The organism is Exiguobacterium sp. s131, from assembly GCF_018617345.1.
Classification (GTDB): Bacteria; Bacillota; Bacilli; order Exiguobacteriales; family Exiguobacteriaceae; genus Exiguobacterium; species Exiguobacterium profundum.
This window is the reverse complement of the sequence record NZ_JACSJX010000003.1, coordinates 196096-213437: the sequence shown is the minus strand read 5'-3', so window position 1 is coordinate 213437 and position 17342 is coordinate 196096. Positions and strand designations below refer to the sequence as shown.

General features: G+C 50.8%; 15 protein-coding genes, 1 rRNA gene, 1 pseudogene and 1 riboswitch. Of the genes and pseudogenes, 16 read left to right on the top strand and 1 reads right to left on the bottom strand.

Annotation, left to right across the window (positions count from 1 at the left end; translation table 11 throughout):
- The 3 genes from rrf to tnpB form a co-directional block, all read left to right on the top strand.
- A 5S ribosomal RNA gene (rrf, locus tag KNO69_RS13360) occupies positions 1 to 87 on the top strand; the annotation flags it as partial.
- Positions 88 to 174: 87 nt separating this feature from the next.
- The gene (locus KNO69_RS13355; RefSeq protein WP_015880702.1) at positions 175 to 366 is read left to right on the top strand and encodes an NETI motif-containing protein; all 192 of its coding nucleotides are present in this window, start codon (positions 175 to 177) and stop codon (positions 364 to 366) included.
- Positions 367 to 621: 255 nt separating this feature from the next.
- Positions 622 to 1710, top strand: a complete 1089-nt coding sequence (gene tnpB / locus KNO69_RS13350; protein ID WP_214818626.1) for an IS200/IS605 family element RNA-guided endonuclease TnpB — start codon at positions 622 to 624, stop codon at positions 1708 to 1710.
- 122 nt (positions 1711 to 1832) lie between these two features.
- On the opposite strand, the pseudogene KNO69_RS13345 reads toward tnpB, so the two are convergent.
- Positions 1833 to 2024 (bottom strand): annotated as a pseudogene (locus KNO69_RS13345) (NUDIX domain-containing protein); the annotation flags it as partial.
- Between the two features lie 146 nt (positions 2025 to 2170).
- Positions 2171 to 2272: riboswitch (purine riboswitch) on the top strand.
- A gap of 68 nt (positions 2273 to 2340) precedes the next feature.
- Between KNO69_RS13345 and purE the strand changes: the two are divergent.
- The 13 genes from purE (at position 2341) to KNO69_RS13280 (ending at position 17256) form a co-directional block, all read left to right on the top strand.
- The gene (purE, locus tag KNO69_RS13340; RefSeq protein WP_074032924.1) at positions 2341 to 2829 is read left to right on the top strand and encodes a 5-(carboxyamino)imidazole ribonucleotide mutase; all 489 of its coding nucleotides are present in this window, start codon (positions 2341 to 2343) and stop codon (positions 2827 to 2829) included.
- Positions 2829 to 3923, top strand: coding sequence for a 5-(carboxyamino)imidazole ribonucleotide synthase (gene purK, locus KNO69_RS13335; RefSeq protein WP_214818624.1), 1095 nt, complete (start codon positions 2829 to 2831; stop codon positions 3921 to 3923). The genes purE and purK overlap by 1 nt, the downstream gene beginning before the upstream one ends.
- Positions 3920 to 5212 (top strand): adenylosuccinate lyase, encoded by a 1293-nt coding sequence (gene purB / locus KNO69_RS13330; RefSeq protein WP_015880706.1) that lies wholly within the window; start codon positions 3920 to 3922, stop codon positions 5210 to 5212. The genes purK and purB overlap by 4 nt, the downstream gene beginning before the upstream one ends.
- A gap of 49 nt (positions 5213 to 5261) precedes the next feature.
- Positions 5262 to 5966, top strand: coding sequence for a phosphoribosylaminoimidazolesuccinocarboxamide synthase (gene purC / locus KNO69_RS13325; protein ID WP_078146253.1), 705 nt, complete (start codon positions 5262 to 5264; stop codon positions 5964 to 5966).
- Positions 5963 to 6205, top strand: a complete 243-nt coding sequence (gene purS / locus KNO69_RS13320; protein WP_031420917.1) for a phosphoribosylformylglycinamidine synthase subunit PurS — start codon at positions 5963 to 5965, stop codon at positions 6203 to 6205. Before purC ends, purS begins: the two co-directional genes overlap by 4 nt.
- Complete coding sequence (purQ, locus tag KNO69_RS13315) at positions 6202 to 6882, top strand: phosphoribosylformylglycinamidine synthase subunit PurQ (protein WP_031420919.1); 681 nt, start codon at positions 6202 to 6204, stop codon at positions 6880 to 6882. Before purS ends, purQ begins: the two co-directional genes overlap by 4 nt.
- The gene (purL, locus tag KNO69_RS13310; RefSeq protein WP_074037836.1) at positions 6866 to 9085 is read left to right on the top strand and encodes a phosphoribosylformylglycinamidine synthase subunit PurL; all 2220 of its coding nucleotides are present in this window, start codon (positions 6866 to 6868) and stop codon (positions 9083 to 9085) included. Before purQ ends, purL begins: the two co-directional genes overlap by 17 nt.
- Positions 9061 to 10470 carry an amidophosphoribosyltransferase gene (gene purF, locus KNO69_RS13305; RefSeq protein ID WP_015880711.1) on the top strand — a complete coding sequence of 470 codons (1410 nt, stop codon included), beginning with the start codon at positions 9061 to 9063 and terminating at the stop codon, positions 10468 to 10470. The genes purL and purF overlap by 25 nt, the downstream gene beginning before the upstream one ends.
- Positions 10471 to 10482: 12 nt before the next feature.
- Positions 10483 to 11517: a phosphoribosylformylglycinamidine cyclo-ligase gene (gene purM, locus KNO69_RS13300; protein WP_214818622.1), complete on the top strand. Its 1035-nt coding sequence runs from the start codon at positions 10483 to 10485 to the stop codon at positions 11515 to 11517.
- On the top strand, positions 11514 to 12092 hold the full coding sequence (gene purN, locus KNO69_RS13295) for a phosphoribosylglycinamide formyltransferase (protein WP_214818621.1): 579 nt from the start codon (positions 11514 to 11516) through the stop codon (positions 12090 to 12092). The genes purM and purN overlap by 4 nt, the downstream gene beginning before the upstream one ends.
- Positions 12089 to 13609 (top strand): bifunctional phosphoribosylaminoimidazolecarboxamide formyltransferase/IMP cyclohydrolase, encoded by a 1521-nt coding sequence (purH, locus tag KNO69_RS13290; RefSeq protein WP_214818619.1) that lies wholly within the window; start codon positions 12089 to 12091, stop codon positions 13607 to 13609. The genes purN and purH overlap by 4 nt, the downstream gene beginning before the upstream one ends.
- A 14-nt stretch (positions 13610 to 13623) precedes the next feature.
- Complete coding sequence (gene purD, locus KNO69_RS13285) at positions 13624 to 14877, top strand: phosphoribosylamine--glycine ligase (RefSeq protein WP_214818617.1); 1254 nt, start codon at positions 13624 to 13626, stop codon at positions 14875 to 14877.
- A gap of 90 nt (positions 14878 to 14967) precedes the next feature.
- Positions 14968 to 17256 carry a bifunctional diguanylate cyclase/phosphodiesterase gene (locus KNO69_RS13280; protein ID WP_214818614.1) on the top strand — a complete coding sequence of 763 codons (2289 nt, stop codon included), beginning with the start codon at positions 14968 to 14970 and terminating at the stop codon, positions 17254 to 17256.
- Positions 17257 to 17342 lie beyond the last annotated feature (86 nt).

The window sequence follows — 17342 nt, the reverse complement described above, 5'->3', positions numbered from 1 at the left end:
GTTCCCATGCCGAACACGGAAGTTAAGCGTCTCAGCGCCGAAAGTAGTTGGGGGATCTCCCCCTGTGAGGATAGGACGTTGCCAGGCAAACGGTGGTTCTGGAGCATTCGCTCAAGGGCCGCCGTTTTTTCATATCATCGATTCAGCTTAGTGGAAGAGAGGACGTAAGAAGCAATGGCTAAGAAAATCAAAGTATATGTCGAACCAAATGAAACGGTCAGTGAATGTTTAGATCGAATCAATGAAATGGGTTATCGTCCTATACGCCGTATTGAAAAGCCCGTCTTTGAGCAAACGGGAGCCAAAGATGAACCTGTCCATTCCCATCAATCGATTTTATTTGAATGCGTCTCTAAAGAATCCTAATGCCAAGTCGTCACACTATCTGTGTGACGGCTTTTTTATATCTTTAACTAAATCAGGCGAGAATTCTCCCTCCTCTAAGCGCCTCGGGCCGTAGCCCGCGTAGGTGGGGGATGAATCGCCCAATCCAATAGTCTTCTCCTCCTGTGACAGATGTGACGAACAAAGGTTCGGGATTCCGTCAGATTCTTCCTCTCCCTCCGCGGGTATCGGATGAGGAGGACACATCACGATCTTCGTAGGGGAGGAGGGACGAACATGCTGAAAGGCTATAAATATAGGCTCCACCCGACGCCGGCACAGGAAGAGTTCCTCATCAAGACGATCGGCTGCGCACGGTTCATCTACAATAAGCTGCTCGAGGACCGCATCGCCATCCGCGAGGAGGCGAAGGCGGGGAACGGGACGAGACGGAAACCGGCGACACCCGCCTCCTACAAGCCCCTGTTCCCGTTTCTCGCCGAGGCGGACAGCCTCGCGCTCGCGAACGCGAAGCTGAACCTCGACGCCGCGTTCGCGAAGTTCTTCGCCGGGACGGGCGGCTTCCCGGTGTTCAAATCGAGACGGCGGTCGCGCGCGTCCTACACGACGAACAACCAGCACGGCACGATCCGCATCGAGGACGGCAAGGTGAGACTTCCTAAAATCGGCTTCGTGAAGTTCACACAACATCGTCCGTTCGATGGAATCATTAAGTCGGCGACGGTCTCGATGACGAGGACGGGCAAGTTCTTCATCTCCATCCTCGTCAATCAAGATGAGGAAAAGTGGATTCCAGTCAAGAGCAAGGTCGGGATTGATCTCGGCCTGAAGCACTTCGCCGTCATGACGAACGACGCGATGGTCTCGGAGAAAATCGACAACCCCCGACTCCTCCGGAAATCCGAAGCGAAGGTCAAGAAGGCACAACGCGCGCTGTCACGCAAGATGGCCGGGAGCCGGAACCGAGAGAAGGCCAGGCTGATCCTCGCCAAGAGACATGAGAAGATCGCCAACCAACGCAAGGACTTCCTTCACAAACTGTCGAGACGGATCGTTGACGAGAACCAAGTCATCGTCGTGGAGACATTGAAGTCGAAGGACATGATGCAAAACCATAAGCTCGCCAAGTCCATCGGGGACGTCAGTTGGTACGAGTTCGTCCGTCAACTCGAGTACAAGTCAAACTTCTACGGACGGACGCTCATCAAGGCGGATCAATGGTTCGCATCTACGCAGATCTGTTCTTCTTGTGGCGAGAAAGGTCAGAGGAAGACGATGGATGTCCGTGAATGGACGTGTGCCTGTGGCGCGCATCATGACCGTGACATGAATGCGAGCATCAACCTGTTGATGTTGGCAAACTAAAACGAATTCCTTCAGGGTGGGAACCACCCGACGAGCTTGGTAAACAATCGTGGCTAATAAAAGTACGGTCTTCCCAAGAAGCTCCCACTTCAATTTGCGAAGCAAATAAGTGGCGAGTAGTTCACTTCTCTTGCAGCGACTTCTTCCAATGTTTCTCCGAGCTCCATCGATCCTCCTGGTAACCCCCAGTCAAGTGTATCCGATCGGAATTGCATCAGTACCTCTTGCTTTTGATTGATGACCAAAATGGTTGCTCCCACACTGATAATCGGACGATTCCTAATCACTTCCCGTAAACTTGCGATGTAACTCATCTAACTCCCCCTTTTCAATAGCATACATTACCGAAGATGATTATGCTGATAACGTCTAAAAAGCGAACGATAAATATTCAGAAAATTAAAATGTTCGCAGTTTATTGACATGTTTTCAAAGAACAAGGTACGATAGGCGTGTGAGATAAGAAAAATAAATAGTGCTCCATATAATCGCAAGGAAATGGCTTGCAAGTTTCTACCTGATCACCGATTCTGATCAGACTATGGGGTGTAGCGGACATGTATTTGTCATGCCTATACCCTAAACTGATTGTCGGTTTAGGGATTTCTTTTTGTAAGGGGGACATTGGGAATGAACGTAGCAGTTGGAGTAATCATGGGAAGTTCATCTGATTGGGAGACGATGAAACATACGTGTGACGTGTTGGATGAGTTGCAGATTCCATATGAAAAACAAGTCGTATCCGCTCACCGTACACCAGACCTTATGTTCGAATATGCTGAAGAGGCACGAGGCAGAGGCATCCAAGTGATCATTGCGGGTGCTGGTGGGGCAGCCCACCTTCCTGGAATGGTCGCTGCGAAAACGACACTTCCTGTCATCGGTGTCCCGGTTCAGTCGAAAGCACTCAATGGAATGGATTCGCTTCTCTCCATTGTTCAGATGCCTGCAGGAGTTCCAGTAGCAACTGTTGCCATCGGAAAAGCGGGAGCAACGAATGCAGGATTATTGGCTGCTCAAATTCTCAGCATCCACTCCACAGACATTACAAATCGACTTGATGCATTTCGTGAGAAGAAACAAGAGATGGCGATGCGAGGAACGGAGGAGTTGGTCTGATGAGAATCGGAATTTTAGGTGGAGGACAACTTGGACGGATGATGTCACTCAGTGCGAGTGCAATGGGATACACGACACTTTGTCTTGACCCGAACCCCAATGCACCGACTGCTCAAGTGGCAGATTCAATTGTTGCCTCATTTGATGATGTCGATGCCGCAAAAGAACTCGCTGCTCGTTCAGACGTTGTGACGTATGAATTTGAGAACATCGATACGGAAATGATTGCAGCCATCGAAGAAAAATGCCCACAAGGTATGGACGTGTTGAAGGCGACGCAACATCGCATCTTGGAGAAACAGATGATTGAATCAGCGGGACTACGTGTCGCTCCATATGTTTCGGTACGTACGGTTCGAGATGTACGGCAGGCATATGAGAAGCTCGGTTTGCCGTTTGTCATCAAAACGTGTCGTTTCGGCTATGACGGGAAAGGGCAGACGGTCATTCGGTCGGAACATGATCTTCAGACATTCGCTGAATATTTTGTCGAACAGGAATACGTCGCCGAAGCTTGGTTGCCATTTGAAAAAGAAATTTCAGTCATTGTGACGAGAGGGTATGACGAAACGTCGACATTCCCAATCAGTGAAAACATTCATCACAACAACATCCTACATTTATCGATTGTACCGGCTCGCGTATCAAATGAGATTCAAGAGGATGCAAGACACCTCGCTCTCCAGCTCGCAGACCATATCGGCTTAATGGGAACGCTCGCTGTCGAGCTGTTCGTCATGGCGGATGGCCGTCTATATGTGAATGAGCTTGCGCCGCGTCCGCACAATTCCGGGCATTACACGATTGACGCTTGTGAAACCTCACAATTTGAACAACACATTCGAGCCGTGACCGGGATGCGCCTCGGACGGACGAGATTGACATCGCCTGTCGTCATGGTCAACCTTCTCGGCGAGCATATGCCACGACTTCATGTCAAAGCATTGCCATCGAATGTTAAACTACATCTGTATGGAAAAGATGAAGCGAAGACAGGTCGCAAAATGGGACATTTGAACGTCCTTGGTGACACGGTCGAAGAAGCGCTTCATACCATCGAACAACTGGCAATTTGGAAGGAGACCGTCTTATGATTTCACGCTACACCCGCCCAGAGATGGCAAATATTTGGACTGATCAAAACAAATTCGAGGCTTGGTTAAAAGTTGAACTTTATGCCTGTGAGGCTTGGAGTGAACTCGGCATCATCCCGAAAGAAGATGTACAAGTCCTTTGGGACAAGGCATCGTTCGATGTTGATCGCATTCTAGAGATTGAACAAGAGACACGTCATGATGTGATCGCGTTCACTCGTGCCGTTTCCGAGACACTCGGAGAGGAGAAAAAGTGGGTACATTACGGATTGACGTCGACGGATGTCGTCGATACGGCACTCTCTTACTTAATCAAACAGGCGAATGATCTTTTAGAGGCCGATTTAGATCGCTTCATCGGTATTCTCGCAGAAAAAGCGAAAGCACATAAGTATGACATTATGATGGGACGTACCCACGGCGTGCACGCAGAACCGACCACGTTCGGTCTGAAGCTCGCCCTCTGGTATGAAGAGATGAAACGGAACAAAAAACGCTTCATGGCAGCTCGCGAAACGATTGAATTCGGGAAGATGAGCGGAGCGGTCGGAACGTTTGCGAATATCGACCCGTTCATCGAGTCATACGTCTGTGACAAGCTCGGTATCCAAGCTGCACCGATTTCGACACAGACTCTCCAACGTGACCGTCATGCCGAGTACATGTCAACACTCGCATTGATTGCCACATCGATTGAAAAGATGGCAACGGAGATTCGTGGACTTCAAAAAACAGAGACACGCGAAGTGGAAGAGTTCTTTGCGAAAGGACAAAAAGGGTCGTCTGCGATGCCGCATAAACGTAACCCAATCGGTTCTGAAAATATGACGGGTCTTGCACGCGTCATTCGCGGTCATATGATGACAGCATACGAGAATGTCCCACTCTGGCATGAGCGTGACATCTCGCACTCTTCAGCAGAGCGAATCATTATCCCGGATGCGACGATTCTTCTCAACTACATGTTGAACCGTTTCGGTAACATCGTGAAGAACTTGACGGTCTTCCCGGACAACATGCGTCGCAACATGGACCGTACGTTCGGAATCATCTTCTCGCAACGGATCTTACTCGGTCTCATCGAGAAGGGCTGGTCACGTGAAGCAGCATACGACGCGGTTCAACCGAAAGCGATGCAGGCATGGGAAGAAGAGACGATGTTCCGTACATTGATTGAAGAGGACAAAGAGATGGGCGCACTCTTTACGAGTGAAGAGCTCGATGAGTTGTTCGACCCGCGTTATCACGTACGCCGTGTCGATACGATTTTTGAACGCTGTGGTTTGTAATCGTTGAGGGGCGACAAGCCCCTCTCACTTTTAAGGGGGAACGGTTCAGATGAAAGCAATTTATGAGGGCAAGGCGAAGGCGTTATTTGAGACAGAAGAAGCGGGTGTGCTTCGTGTGTACTATAAAGACGATGCGACAGCATTCAATGGAGAAAAGAAAGAGTCGATTGATGGGAAGGGGATTTTAAACAACGCCATCACGACCCAGTTGTTCGAATTGATGCATGACAACAAGATTCCGACGCACTTTATCAAACGAATCTCAGAGCGAGAACAGTTGGTCCGCCGTGTCGACATCATCCCGTTAGAAGTGGTCGTCCGCAACGTCGCGGCCGGTAGTCTAGCGAAACGTCTCGGTTGGGAAGAGGGAACACCGCTCCTCGCACCGATTGTCGAGTTTTATTATAAGGACGACGCTCTTGGGGACCCACTCCTCACAGAAGATCATATCCGATTATTGCAAGTTGCCACACACAAAGAAGTCGAAACATTGCGACAACTCGGGCTTTGGGTAAACGATGTCTTGCTCGATTTCTTTAGTCAACACGGCATCGACGTGATCGATTTCAAACTAGAGTTCGGAAAAGTGGATGGGACGATCATTTTGGCGGATGAAATCTCACCGGATACGTGCCGTCTCTGGGACAAAGAAACGAAACAGAAACTTGATAAAGATGTATTCCGTCGCGATTTAGGTTCTTTGACTGAGACGTATGGACAATTGTTAACACGCATAGGGGGAAACGGACAATGAAAAAAGTAAACGTGTATGTGACATTACGTGAAAGTGTACTCGACCCACAAGGAGTTGCCGTAAAAGGCGGGCTCGAACATCTCGGATTCGCTGGAGTTGAATCGGTGCGGATCGGGAAAGTCATCGAGCTTCAAGTAGCGGACGACACGACAGAAGCCATGGTCAAAGAGATGTGTGAGAAGTTACTCGTCAATACGGTCATTGAGAATTTTGAAATCGAGATGGGGGTACTCGCATGAAGTTTGCGGTCATCGTCTTTCCAGGATCAAACTGTGACCTCGACATGTACCATGCGGTAAAAGATGTGCTCGGGGAAGAAGCGGAATACGTGTTCCATACGGAAACCTCACTTGAAGGATTTGATGGAGTCCTCTTACCAGGTGGTTTCTCATACGGAGACTACTTGCGCTGCGGGTCAATCGCCCAGTTTTCACCAATCATGGCTGAAGTGAAGCGTTTCGCGGAAGAAGGACGCCCGGTTCTTGGCGTATGTAACGGATTCCAAGTGCTCGTCGAAGCGGGACTCCTCCCAGGTGTATTGATGCGAAACCGCGATTTGAAATTCATGTGTAAGACCGTCGACCTTGTCGTCGAAAACAACGAGACGATGTTCACAAGTGAGTACGCGGCACAGGAAACGATTCGCGTGCCGATCGCACACGGTGAGGGCAACTACTACTGTGACGAGACGACACTCGAGACATTGAAGGCAAATGGCCAGATTGCGTTCACCTATAAAGAGAACCCGAACGGATCGGTCGAAAACATCGCCGGCATCACGAACGAGGCAGGGAACGTACTCGGCATGATGCCACACCCGGAGCGTGCGGTCGAAGCGTTGCTCGGTGGGGAAGACGGTAAACGGTTATTCACGTCAATCGTAAAATGGGGGGCACGACATGTTACTTACAACTGAACCGACAGCTACACAAATCCGTGATGAACGGATCTATGCCACGATGGGATTATCGGACGACGAATACGCGCTCGTCGTCTCACTGCTTGGCCGGGAACCGAATTATACAGAAATCGGTCTCTTCTCGGTCATGTGGTCTGAACACTGTTCGTACAAAAACTCGAAACCGGTGCTCCGGAAGTTTCCGACAACCGGCAAGCACGTCTTACAAGGACCAGGAGAAGGGGCTGGAATCGTCGACATCGGAGACGGACAAGCCGTCGCCTTCAAAATCGAGAGTCATAACCATCCGTCCGCGATTGAGCCTTATCAAGGAGCAGCGACTGGGGTGGGTGGAATCATCCGTGACATCTTCTCGATGGGCGCCCGTCCGATCGCTTTATTGAACTCACTCCGTTTCGGAGATTTGAACGAATCACGTGTGAAACATTTATTCGGTCATGTCGTATCCGGCATCGCTGGATACGGGAACTGCGTCGGCATCCCGACTGTCGGTGGGGAAGTCGCCTTTGACCCGGCTTACTCAGGAAACCCGCTCGTCAACGCGATGTGCGTCGGCTTCATCCGTCATGAAGACATTCAAAAAGGAATCGCGGAAGGTGTCGGGAACTCGGTCATGTACGTCGGAGCGACGACAGGGCGTGATGGAATCCATGGTGCCACGTTCGCTTCTGAAGAACTCGGGGAAGACGCGGACGAGAAACGCCCGGCCGTCCAAGTCGGAGACCCGTTCATGGAGAAACTCTTGATCGAAGCGTGTCTCGAAGTCATCAAACATCCTGCGCTCGTCGGGATTCAAGACATGGGCGCAGCCGGATTGACGTCATCGTCGGCAGAGATGGCATCAAAAGCAGGGATGGGAATCGAGATGAACCTAGACCTCGTCCCACAACGTGAGACTGGCATGACACCTTACGAGATGATGCTTTCGGAATCGCAAGAGCGGATGCTCCTCGTTGTCAAAGCTGGACATGAAGACGAAATCGAAGCAATCGTCACGAAGTGGGGACTTCATGCAGTCAAAGTTGGCGAAGTCATTGAAGAAAAAGTACTTCGTCTCGTTCATCAAGGGGAAGTCGCGGCCGAAGTACCGGTCGACGCACTCGCAGAAGACGCACCGGTCTATCATAAACCGTCTAAAGTCCCGGCATATTACGAAGCATTCCAAGCGATGGAGCCGGTCACACCAGTTGTCGAAGATGTGATGGCGACATGGAAAGACGTCCTTGCGATGCCTAGCATCGCCTCGAAACGTTGGGTGTATGAGCAATATGACCATATGGTACAAACGTCGACAGTCGTCGCACCGGGTAGTGATGCCGCGGTCATTCGCATTCGTGAGACGGAGAAGTCGCTCGCGATGACAACGGACTGCAACGCAAAATATGTCTATCTCGATCCACGTGTCGGTGGAGCCATCGCTGTCGCGGAGGCGGCGCGAAACATCGTCGCAAGTGGTGCAGAACCACTCGCTTTGACGGACTGCCTCAATTTCGGGAGCCCGGATAAACCGGAAGGGTTCTGGCAACTCGACCAAGCCGTCGAAGGAATGGCAGAAGCGTGTCGTACGCTCGATACGCCGGTCATCGGTGGGAACGTATCGCTGTATAACGAATCGAACGGACAAGCCATCTACCCGACACCGGTCGTTGGAATGGTCGGACTCATCGAAAAACCAGAACATATTACGACATCGTTTGCGAAACAAGCGGGAGACGTCGTCTTCTTACTCGGTGAGACAAAAGCAGAATTTGGCGGAAGTGCCCTTCAAATGTTGCAAGACGGAAAAGTGAGCGGTCATGCACCGACACTCGACCTTGAAGAAGAACGTCAGACACAGAAGGTATTGCTTCACGCGATCCGTGAAGGTCTGGTCACGGCGGCACACGACGTGTCAGAAGGTGGTCTTGCGGCAGCGTTACCGGAACTGGTCTTTGGAACAGGGTTCGGCATGGACGTGACGATCGACACAGACCTTGTGACGGCACTATTTAGTGAATCCCAGTCACGTTTCCTCGTGACAGTAGACAAGGCACATGCCGAGTCATTCGCGCGCATGACGAACGGGACAGCAATCGGGACAGTGACAGAAGCCCCGACCCTTGTCGTTCGCGCAAGCGACCGCTTGATTGAAATGGACGTGAAAGAGTTGGAACGTGTATGGGAAGGAGCTATTCCATGTTATATGACATCCGAGGCATGAACGAGGAGTGCGGCGTCTTCGGTGTGTTCGGTCACATCGAAGCCTCACACCTTGCCTATTACGGACTGCACAGCTTGCAACACCGTGGCCAAGAAGGAACAGGAATCGTCACGGCAGACGGAGAGCGTCTCCACGCGAAACGTGGACTCGGACTCGTCACCGAAGTGTTTGACGAAACATCTCTCGACGCACTCACCGGGAACCATGCGATTGGACACGTCCGCTACTCGACGGCTGGCGGCAACACGCTCGAGAATGTTCAACCGCTCCATTTCAAGTCGTTGACTGGTGATTTGGCGATGGCGCATAACGGAAACCTTGTGAATGCGAACGAATTGAAACATATGCTCGAAGCGGAAGGCGCGATCTTCCAGACAACGTCCGACACGGAAGTCGTGGCCCACCTCATCAAGCGGAGTCGCGGCAATTCGTTGAAAGAACGGATCGCCGACAGCTTGGCCCGTCTCGTCGGGGCATTCGCATTCCTGTTCTTGACGGAAGATGCACTGTACGTCGGTGTTGACGTGCATGGGTTACGTCCATTATCACTCGGACAAACCGAAGACGGGGCTTACGTGTTCGCTTCAGAAACGTGTGCGTTTGACGTCGTGGGGGCGACGTACGTACGGGATGTGGAGCCAGGAGAATTGCTCATGGTCACGAATGAAGGCATCACGTCAGAGCGATTCAGTGAAGCGGCCGTCCGTGCCATGTGCTCAATGGAATACATCTACTTCTCAAGACCAGACTCCATCATCGATGGCATCAACGTGCATACGGCGCGTAAGGCCATGGGGAAAAAGATGTTTGAAGAAGCACCGGTCGAAGCGGATGTCGTGACAGGTGTTCCGGATTCGAGTATTTCTGCGGCAATCGGCTATGCTGAGGCGAGCGGAATTCCTTACGAAATGGGACTCATTAAAAACCGTTACGTCGGACGGACGTTCATTCAACCGTCCCAGGAATTACGGGAGCGCGGGGTGAAGATGAAGTTGTCAGCGTTACGCGGTGTCGTAAACGGGAAACGCGTCATCATGGTCGATGATTCCATCGTCCGTGGAACGACGAGTCGCCGAATCGTCACGTTACTACGAGAGGCAGGCGCGACGGAAGTGCATGTGCGCATCACGTCACCACCGATCAAACATCCGTGTTACTACGGAATCGATACATCCACCAAGGAAGAGTTAATTGCGGCAACCAAATCCATTGAAGAAATCAGAGAAGAGATTGGTGCCGATTCACTAGCGTTCCTCACATTGGATGGAACGGTCGAAGCCATTGATCGTCCATTCGAAGGAGCACTACGCGGGCAGTGTGCTGCATGCTTCACGGGACTTTATCCGACTGAACTTGCAGAACTCGTGACAGAGACAAAGGCTTAAGGGGGAAATGCAATGAGCGTTCGTTATGAACAAGCGGGTGTGAATTTAGAAGCAGGATACGAGGCCGTATCCCGTATGAAACGTCATGTTGCTCGGTCGATGCGTCCGGAAGTGATGACAGGACTCGGTAGTTTCGGAGCAATGATTGACCTCGGTTCGATGAACATGAAACACCCGATTCTCGTGAGCGGGACCGACGGGGTCGGGACGAAACTGAAATTAGCGTTCGCGCTCGACCAGCATGACACGATTGGAATCGATTGCGTCGCCATGTGCGTCAACGATTGTCTCGTGCATGGGGCAGAACCGCTCTATTTCCTCGACTATATTGCGACCGGAAAAGCAGAACCGGCTAAACTTGAGCGAATCGTCGCCGGTGTTGCGGAAGGATGTGTCCAAGCCGGCTGCGCCCTCGTCGGTGGCGAAACCGCTGAAATGCCGGGGATGTATCCGGATGGCGAATATGATATTGCTGGATTTGCGGTCGGTGTCGTGGAGAAAGAAAACTTGCTCGACGGTTCGACGATTCAGGATGGAGACGTTGTGCTCGGACTTGCATCTTCAGGTGTCCACTCGAATGGATTCTCGCTTGTACGTCATATCGTGGAAGCACAAGGTCTTCATTATACGGATGAGATTGCGATGCTCGATACGACACTTGGGAACGCCTTGCTGTTGCCGACACGGATTTATGCCGAAGCGGCGAAAGCGGCGATTTCGACAGGGAAGGTTCAAGGGATGGCACACATCACGGGTGGTGGCTTCTATGAGAATGTCCCTCGCATGTTGCCAGAAGGTCTCGGCATCACGTTCGATGCCTCGAGTTGGCCGAGTCTTCCTGTATTCGACTGGCTCGAACAAGTCGGGAACATCTCGAAGCAAGAAATGTTCAACGTCTTCAATATGGGGATTGGTTATATGATCACGGTACGTCCTGAAGATGTGGAACTCGTCGAAGCGGCGCTTGAACGTGTCGGGGAGACCGCGCACCGAATCGGGAAAGTCGAGAGTCGTCCAGGCATCCGAATCTCAGGAGTGGACCAATGAAACGATTTGCTATCTTTGCGTCAGGATCGGGAAGTAACGCCGAAGCGATTTGGCAAGCAATCACCGATGGTCATTTGTCTGCTGAATGTGTGTTGCTCGTGACGGACAAACCAGAAGCTGCTGTTCTCGATCGAGCGGAGCGTCACGGGATTCCGAGTTTTTCGTTTACACCGAAGGCGTACGCGTCAAAAGAAGAGTTCGAGGAAGAAATTCTCGTCCTTCTCCGTACGCTTCGTGTAGACTATGTCGTGTTGGCGGGGTATATGCGCTTGATCGGTAATGTGTTACTATCCGCATATCCGAACCGTATTCTAAACATTCATCCATCGCTTTTACCCGCTTTTCCAGGTAAAGACGCGATCGGACAGGCGCTTGACGCCAACGTACCGACGAGTGGTGTAACCGTTCATTATGTGGATGCGGGGATGGACACGGGTCCGATCATCGCACAGGCGTCCGTCGAGATTGAAGGGTGTGATCGCACCGAGGCGACACGTCGTATTCAGACGATTGAGCACCAACTGTATCCGCGCGTATTACAACAAGTGTTGAATCAACAGGAGGTTTTCAAGTGAGAGCATTATTAAGTGTTTCTGATAAAACGGGAATTGTCGAACTCGCAACTGTCTTGCATGAGGCGGGCATCGAGCTCATCTCAACAGGTGGGACCGAGACGGCGCTTCAACAGGCAGGATTGCCAGTCAAGAACATTTCGGAAGTGACATCGTTCCCTGAAATGTTAGACGGCCGTGTCAAAACGTTGCACCCACTCGTTCACGGGGGATTGCTCGGACGTCGCGACCTTGATACGCATGTCGCACAAATGAAAGATCATCACATCGAACCAATCGATTATGTGGTCGTCAATCTGTATCCGTTCAAAGAGACGATTGCAAAAGAAAATACGACATACGAAGAAGCGATTGAAAACATTGATATCGGTGGACCGAGCATGTTGCGTTCAGCTGCGAAAAACCATGCGAGTGTCACCGTCGTCGTGGACCCGAGTGATTACACACTCGTCGCCGATGAAGTACGTGGAGGCGGTACATCGTTTGAAACACGTCAACGTCTCGCGACGAAAGCGTTCCGACATACGGCTGCCTATGATGCGTTAATTGCCGACTACTTAGGTCGTCAAATCGGCGAAACGTTCCCAGAGCAGTTGACGGTCACGTATGAAAAGGTTCAAGACCTTCGTTATGGAGAGAACCCACACCAACAAGCGGCGTTTTATAAGACACCGTTATATGACGGGATGACACTTGCGAATGCGACACAGCTTCACGGGAAAGAGCTCTCGTATAACAATATTCAAGATACGAATGCAGCACTTGAAGCACTCAGTGAATTGACTGAGCCGGCGGCAGTCGTTGTCAAGCATATGAACCCATGCGGCGTCGCAGTCGGACGGACGATTTCTCAAGCGTTCGAACGTGCCCATGCGGCCGACCCAGTCTCCATCTTTGGTGGGATCGTCGCCTTAAACCGTGAAGTCGATTTTGAGACGGCAGATGCCCTTCGCAACATCTTTTTAGAGATCATCATTGCTCCGTCCTTTAGTGAGGCAGCACTTGACCGACTGAAAGAGAAAAAGAATCTTCGGTTGTTGACGTTAGATATGGGACAGATGACAGGCATGCGCCTCACGGCTGTCGCGGGAGGATTGCTCGTACAAGACGGGGATGACATGACACTCGATGATGCCTCATGCCAAATCGTGACGGATCGTCGTCCGACAGCAGCGGAATGGGAAGACTTGAAACTTGCATGGCGTGTCGTCAAGCATGTCAAATCGAACGCCATCGTCGTCGCAAAAGACGAGACGACGATTGGAATCGGTGCCGGGCAGATGAACCGCGTCGGTGCAGCAAAAATCGCTTTCGAACAAGCCGGGGAACGCGCGACAGGCGCGGCTCTCGGAAGTGATGCCTTCTTCCCGATGGCAGATACGGTCGAAGCGGCAGCGGCAGCGGGAATCAAGGCCATCATCCAACCGGGTGGATCGATTCGGGATGCCGAATCGATTGAAGCGGCAAATCGCCATGGCATCACGATGGTATTCACATCAGTCAGACATTTCAAACACTGAGAGGGGTTTGCGTCATGAACGTATTGGTCATCGGTCGAGGAGGGCGCGAGCATGCGCTCGCGTGGAAGTTGAAACAAGATGGGCATCACGTCTTCGTTGCACCGGGCAACGACTTCATGGAAGGGATGACGTGTGTGTCGATCCATGAAACAGACGTGGAGGCGCTCGCCCATTTCGCAGAAGAGAACGAGATCGAATGGACGATTGTCGGACCGGAGTCGTCGCTCATGGCAGGAGTCGTGGACACGTTCCGCGACAAAGGACTGAACATCTTTGGACCGACGAAAGCGGCTGCCTTACTCGAGGGAAGCAAGGCATTCGCCAAAGAAGTCATGATGGAAGCCGGAATTCCGACAGCGGCATATGAGGCGTTCACGGATGCGGCATCGGCGCTTGCCTATATCGAGAAACTCGGTGCACCACTCGTCGTCAAGGCGGACGGATTGGCTGCCGGTAAAGGCGTCACGGTTGCGTTCACTGTCGAAGAGGCAGAAGCTGCCGTACGTGATATTTTCACGACGGATAAATTTGGCCAACAGTCACAAGTCGTCATCGAGGAGTTCCTCGATGGGGAAGAGTTTTCGCTCATGGCATTCGTCTCGGGAGAGCGTGTCATTCCGATGATCACCTCGCAAGATCATAAACGTGCCTATGACGGTGACAGGGGACCGAACACGGGTGGTATGGGCGCTTATAGCCCGATGCCACATCTTTCAAAGGACGTGTATGAGGAATCGGTGAAGACCGTATTAGAACCACTCGCGCAGACGATGGTCAAACGAGGCACTCCATTTGAAGGATTCTTGTACGCCGGTCTCATCTTGACGGCAAATGGACCAAAAGTCATCGAATTCAACGCACGTTTCGGTGACCCGGAAACGGAGGTCATCTTGCCGAATTTGAAATCGCCGCTCCTGGACGTGATTGAAGCGGTCGTTCGCCAAAAATCGTATTCGGTTGAGTGGATTGACGGATACACGATGGGTGTCGTCATTGCGGCCGAAGGGTATCCGGACCGACCAATCACGGGCCAGGTGTTATCAGGGTTTGAGTCACTTCCGAAAGATGTGCTTGTCTTCCATGCCGGCACGACAAAGAAGGGCCAACAAGTCGTAGGGAGCGGAGGTCGTCTACTCGTTGTGACGGCGACGAAGCCGACACTGCTTGAGGCGAAAACGGCTGTGTATGCGGCAATTTCACAACTCGATTTACCTGAAACGTTCTATCGATCGGATATCGGGGCGCGAGCGTTTGAACACATTATTTAAAGGATGGGTCAACCCATCCTTTTTTTCATGCGAAAAAAAGGAAATGCCGATATCCTGTTCTACAATAATAAAGTAGCTTGAAGAAGGAGGGTGGTCGGCCTGCGTGTTCAAACAAAATTATTTATTGCGATAGCCGTGAACATCGTACTCTTCATCGGTGTCATTTTATTCGTCATCAAACCGTATTTTGTAGAGAAAAGTATTGAACAGGACAGGGCGATGACCCGCGATCAAATCGAAAGTGTGTCAGAAGTGTTCGCCAATCACCGACTTATGCTCGAGCGGATTCTTGTCGATTGGTCAGTTTGGACGAATGCCTATGATTTTGTTCAAAATCAGAATGAAGCATTCATTGAAAACAACATGGGGGAAGAGACACTCGAAAACTTAGGGGTCGGCGCAATGATTTTCCTCGACCGTGATCGAAAGGTCGTCTACTCGGAGTTTACTCAATTTTATGAATTGGATCGTGAAGAGGACAAAGAGATCTTCACGAACGACTTGATCCGTTACGTCAACTCGTCAGGAATCAAACAAAGTGCGGTGTATGGCACCGATTTCGGTCCGGTCGTCTTCATGAGTCATCCGATTTTGAGAAGTGATGGGACAGGAAAGCCGGGTGGGACGCTCGTACTCATTCAAAAAATCGGTCCAGACTTCATGGCCGCGATGAGTGCCCAAGCAAAAACGAAATTATCGATCAGTCCTCTTTCACACCGGCAGTTGACGGTCGATGAAGACAATCAATTTGCACGTGTCTCGTTACCGCTTCAATCCGTCTATCAAGATGCGAACTGGGAACTCAACTTCTCGGTGAAGCGAATGTACTATACCAATACACAGACCATGTTAGAAACGGGGATGCTAGGGCTGCTTGTGCTCGGTCTTGGTCTATTGTTGACACTGTTTTGGTCGGTGAATCAAATTGTCACGAAACGATTGATGGGCATCGTCAACGAACTGAAATGGATCACGAAAGAACGGAATAGTCGGTTACGGATTCAGTTGCATCCAAATCAACAAGACGAGATTGAAGAGATGGCGATCAGCATGAACGAGGTGCTCGATGCACTCGAACAGACACAAAAAGAATCGTTGACGCGTGCCTTCCGCGATTCCTTGACCCGTCTTCCGAACCGCTTGGCAGTCGAAGAGATGTTCGTGAGCTTACCGGACACGACCCGATCGATTGGCGTGATGGGAATCGATTTCGACAACTTCCGTCGCATCAACGATCAATTTGGTCAGCGTACGGGAGATGCGATGCTGACGTTCTTTGCCTCTCGATTGATGTTTTATAAAGAGGATGGCTTCGTTGCGAGAATCGGAGCGGACGAGTTCATCTTGATTCATCCGAAATGGACGACTGAGGAGCTCATGATCATCGCCAATCAATTGGTGAAAGATTTGCGCGAATGGGGTTTGAAGCAAGGGATGAACCATTTGACCTTGAGTATCGGCATCGACGAATTGACAGGACCGACGCATCATTCCTATGAGGTGATGATGGCGCGACTCGATGTCGTCTTACACGAAGCCAAAGCATCCGGGAAAGATCAGATTCTTTCCTATCATGAGATTGAAGATGGGAGTCATTACTTGCAGGCGCTCGAGATGGAACGTGATTTACGTCATGCGTTGCGTCATGATGAGTTCGAACTCTATTACCAACCAATCGTCTCTCCGCAGCCGTTTCAAGTTAGAGGAGTCGAGGCGTTGATTCGCTGGCACCATCCACAGAAAGGATTCGTCTCTCCCGGCGTGTTCATTCCGGTTGCAGAACAACTCGGGCTCATCTCGGATGTGGGACGCTGGGTGCTTGTGCGCGCCATCAAGGAGATTCAAGAGTACGCAGAGCGACTTGACTTATTTTTATCCATTAACGTCTCGAAACGTCAGATTTTAGACGGCTCGTTTTTAGAAGCGTTGGAGGAAACGATCGCTAAGACAGGATTTCCCCCACACCGGTTGCATGTGGAAATCACAGAGAGTGAAGTCGGTGGGAATGTGTATGAACTTCAACAATTCATTCAAGCGTTAAAGGCCATCGGTGTCAAAATATCACTTGATGACTTCGGTGTCGGAACATCGTCGCTTTCATACTTGCAATCCCTGTGTCTCGACATCGTTAAAATCGATCAAAACTTCGTGAAAGGGATTCCGGAGAATAAATTTGACCGCGCGCTGTTAGAAGGGCTATATCAAACTTTCCAAACGCTTGGACTCGAGATTGTCACGGAAGGGGTCGAGCGACCGGAACAGCTTGCGTTCGTATTAGAATATAGTGGTTCGCTCATTCAAGGTTATCATTACAGTAAACCGATTCCGGTCAATCAATTGCACCTGTACTTACGTAAAACCGTCATGACTCAAATTTGATGTAGGTGACTCTTCATAGGAAGAGTCGCCTTTTTTGTGAAAAATATATGTGAAATTTGTTACAATAGGGAACATAACTTGCGACC

What these genes read in the sequence shown, in the direction of transcription:
- purE (WP_074032924.1), top strand. Translation starts at nt 2,341, where the DNA reads ATGAACGTAGCAGTTGGAGTAATCATGGGAAGTTCATCTGATTGGGAG.
- purQ (WP_031420919.1), top strand. Translation starts at nt 6,202, where the DNA reads ATGAAGTTTGCGGTCATCGTCTTTCCAGGATCAAACTGTGACCTCGAC.
- purS (WP_031420917.1), top strand. Translation starts at nt 5,963, where the DNA reads ATGAAAAAAGTAAACGTGTATGTGACATTACGTGAAAGTGTACTCGAC.
- purF (WP_015880711.1), top strand. Translation starts at nt 9,061, where the DNA reads ATGTTATATGACATCCGAGGCATGAACGAGGAGTGCGGCGTCTTCGGT.
- tnpB (WP_214818626.1), top strand. Translation starts at nt 622, where the DNA reads ATGCTGAAAGGCTATAAATATAGGCTCCACCCGACGCCGGCACAGGAA.
- purK (WP_214818624.1), top strand. Translation starts at nt 2,829, where the DNA reads ATGAGAATCGGAATTTTAGGTGGAGGACAACTTGGACGGATGATGTCA.
- purL (WP_074037836.1), top strand. Translation starts at nt 6,866, where the DNA reads ATGTTACTTACAACTGAACCGACAGCTACACAAATCCGTGATGAACGG.
- purC (WP_078146253.1), top strand. Translation starts at nt 5,262, where the DNA reads ATGAAAGCAATTTATGAGGGCAAGGCGAAGGCGTTATTTGAGACAGAA.
- KNO69_RS13355 (WP_015880702.1), top strand. Translation starts at nt 175, where the DNA reads ATGGCTAAGAAAATCAAAGTATATGTCGAACCAAATGAAACGGTCAGT.
- purD (WP_214818617.1), top strand. Translation starts at nt 13,624, where the DNA reads ATGAACGTATTGGTCATCGGTCGAGGAGGGCGCGAGCATGCGCTCGCG.
- purB (WP_015880706.1), top strand. Translation starts at nt 3,920, where the DNA reads ATGATTTCACGCTACACCCGCCCAGAGATGGCAAATATTTGGACTGAT.
- purM (WP_214818622.1), top strand. Translation starts at nt 10,483, where the DNA reads ATGAGCGTTCGTTATGAACAAGCGGGTGTGAATTTAGAAGCAGGATAC.
- purN (WP_214818621.1), top strand. Translation starts at nt 11,514, where the DNA reads ATGAAACGATTTGCTATCTTTGCGTCAGGATCGGGAAGTAACGCCGAA.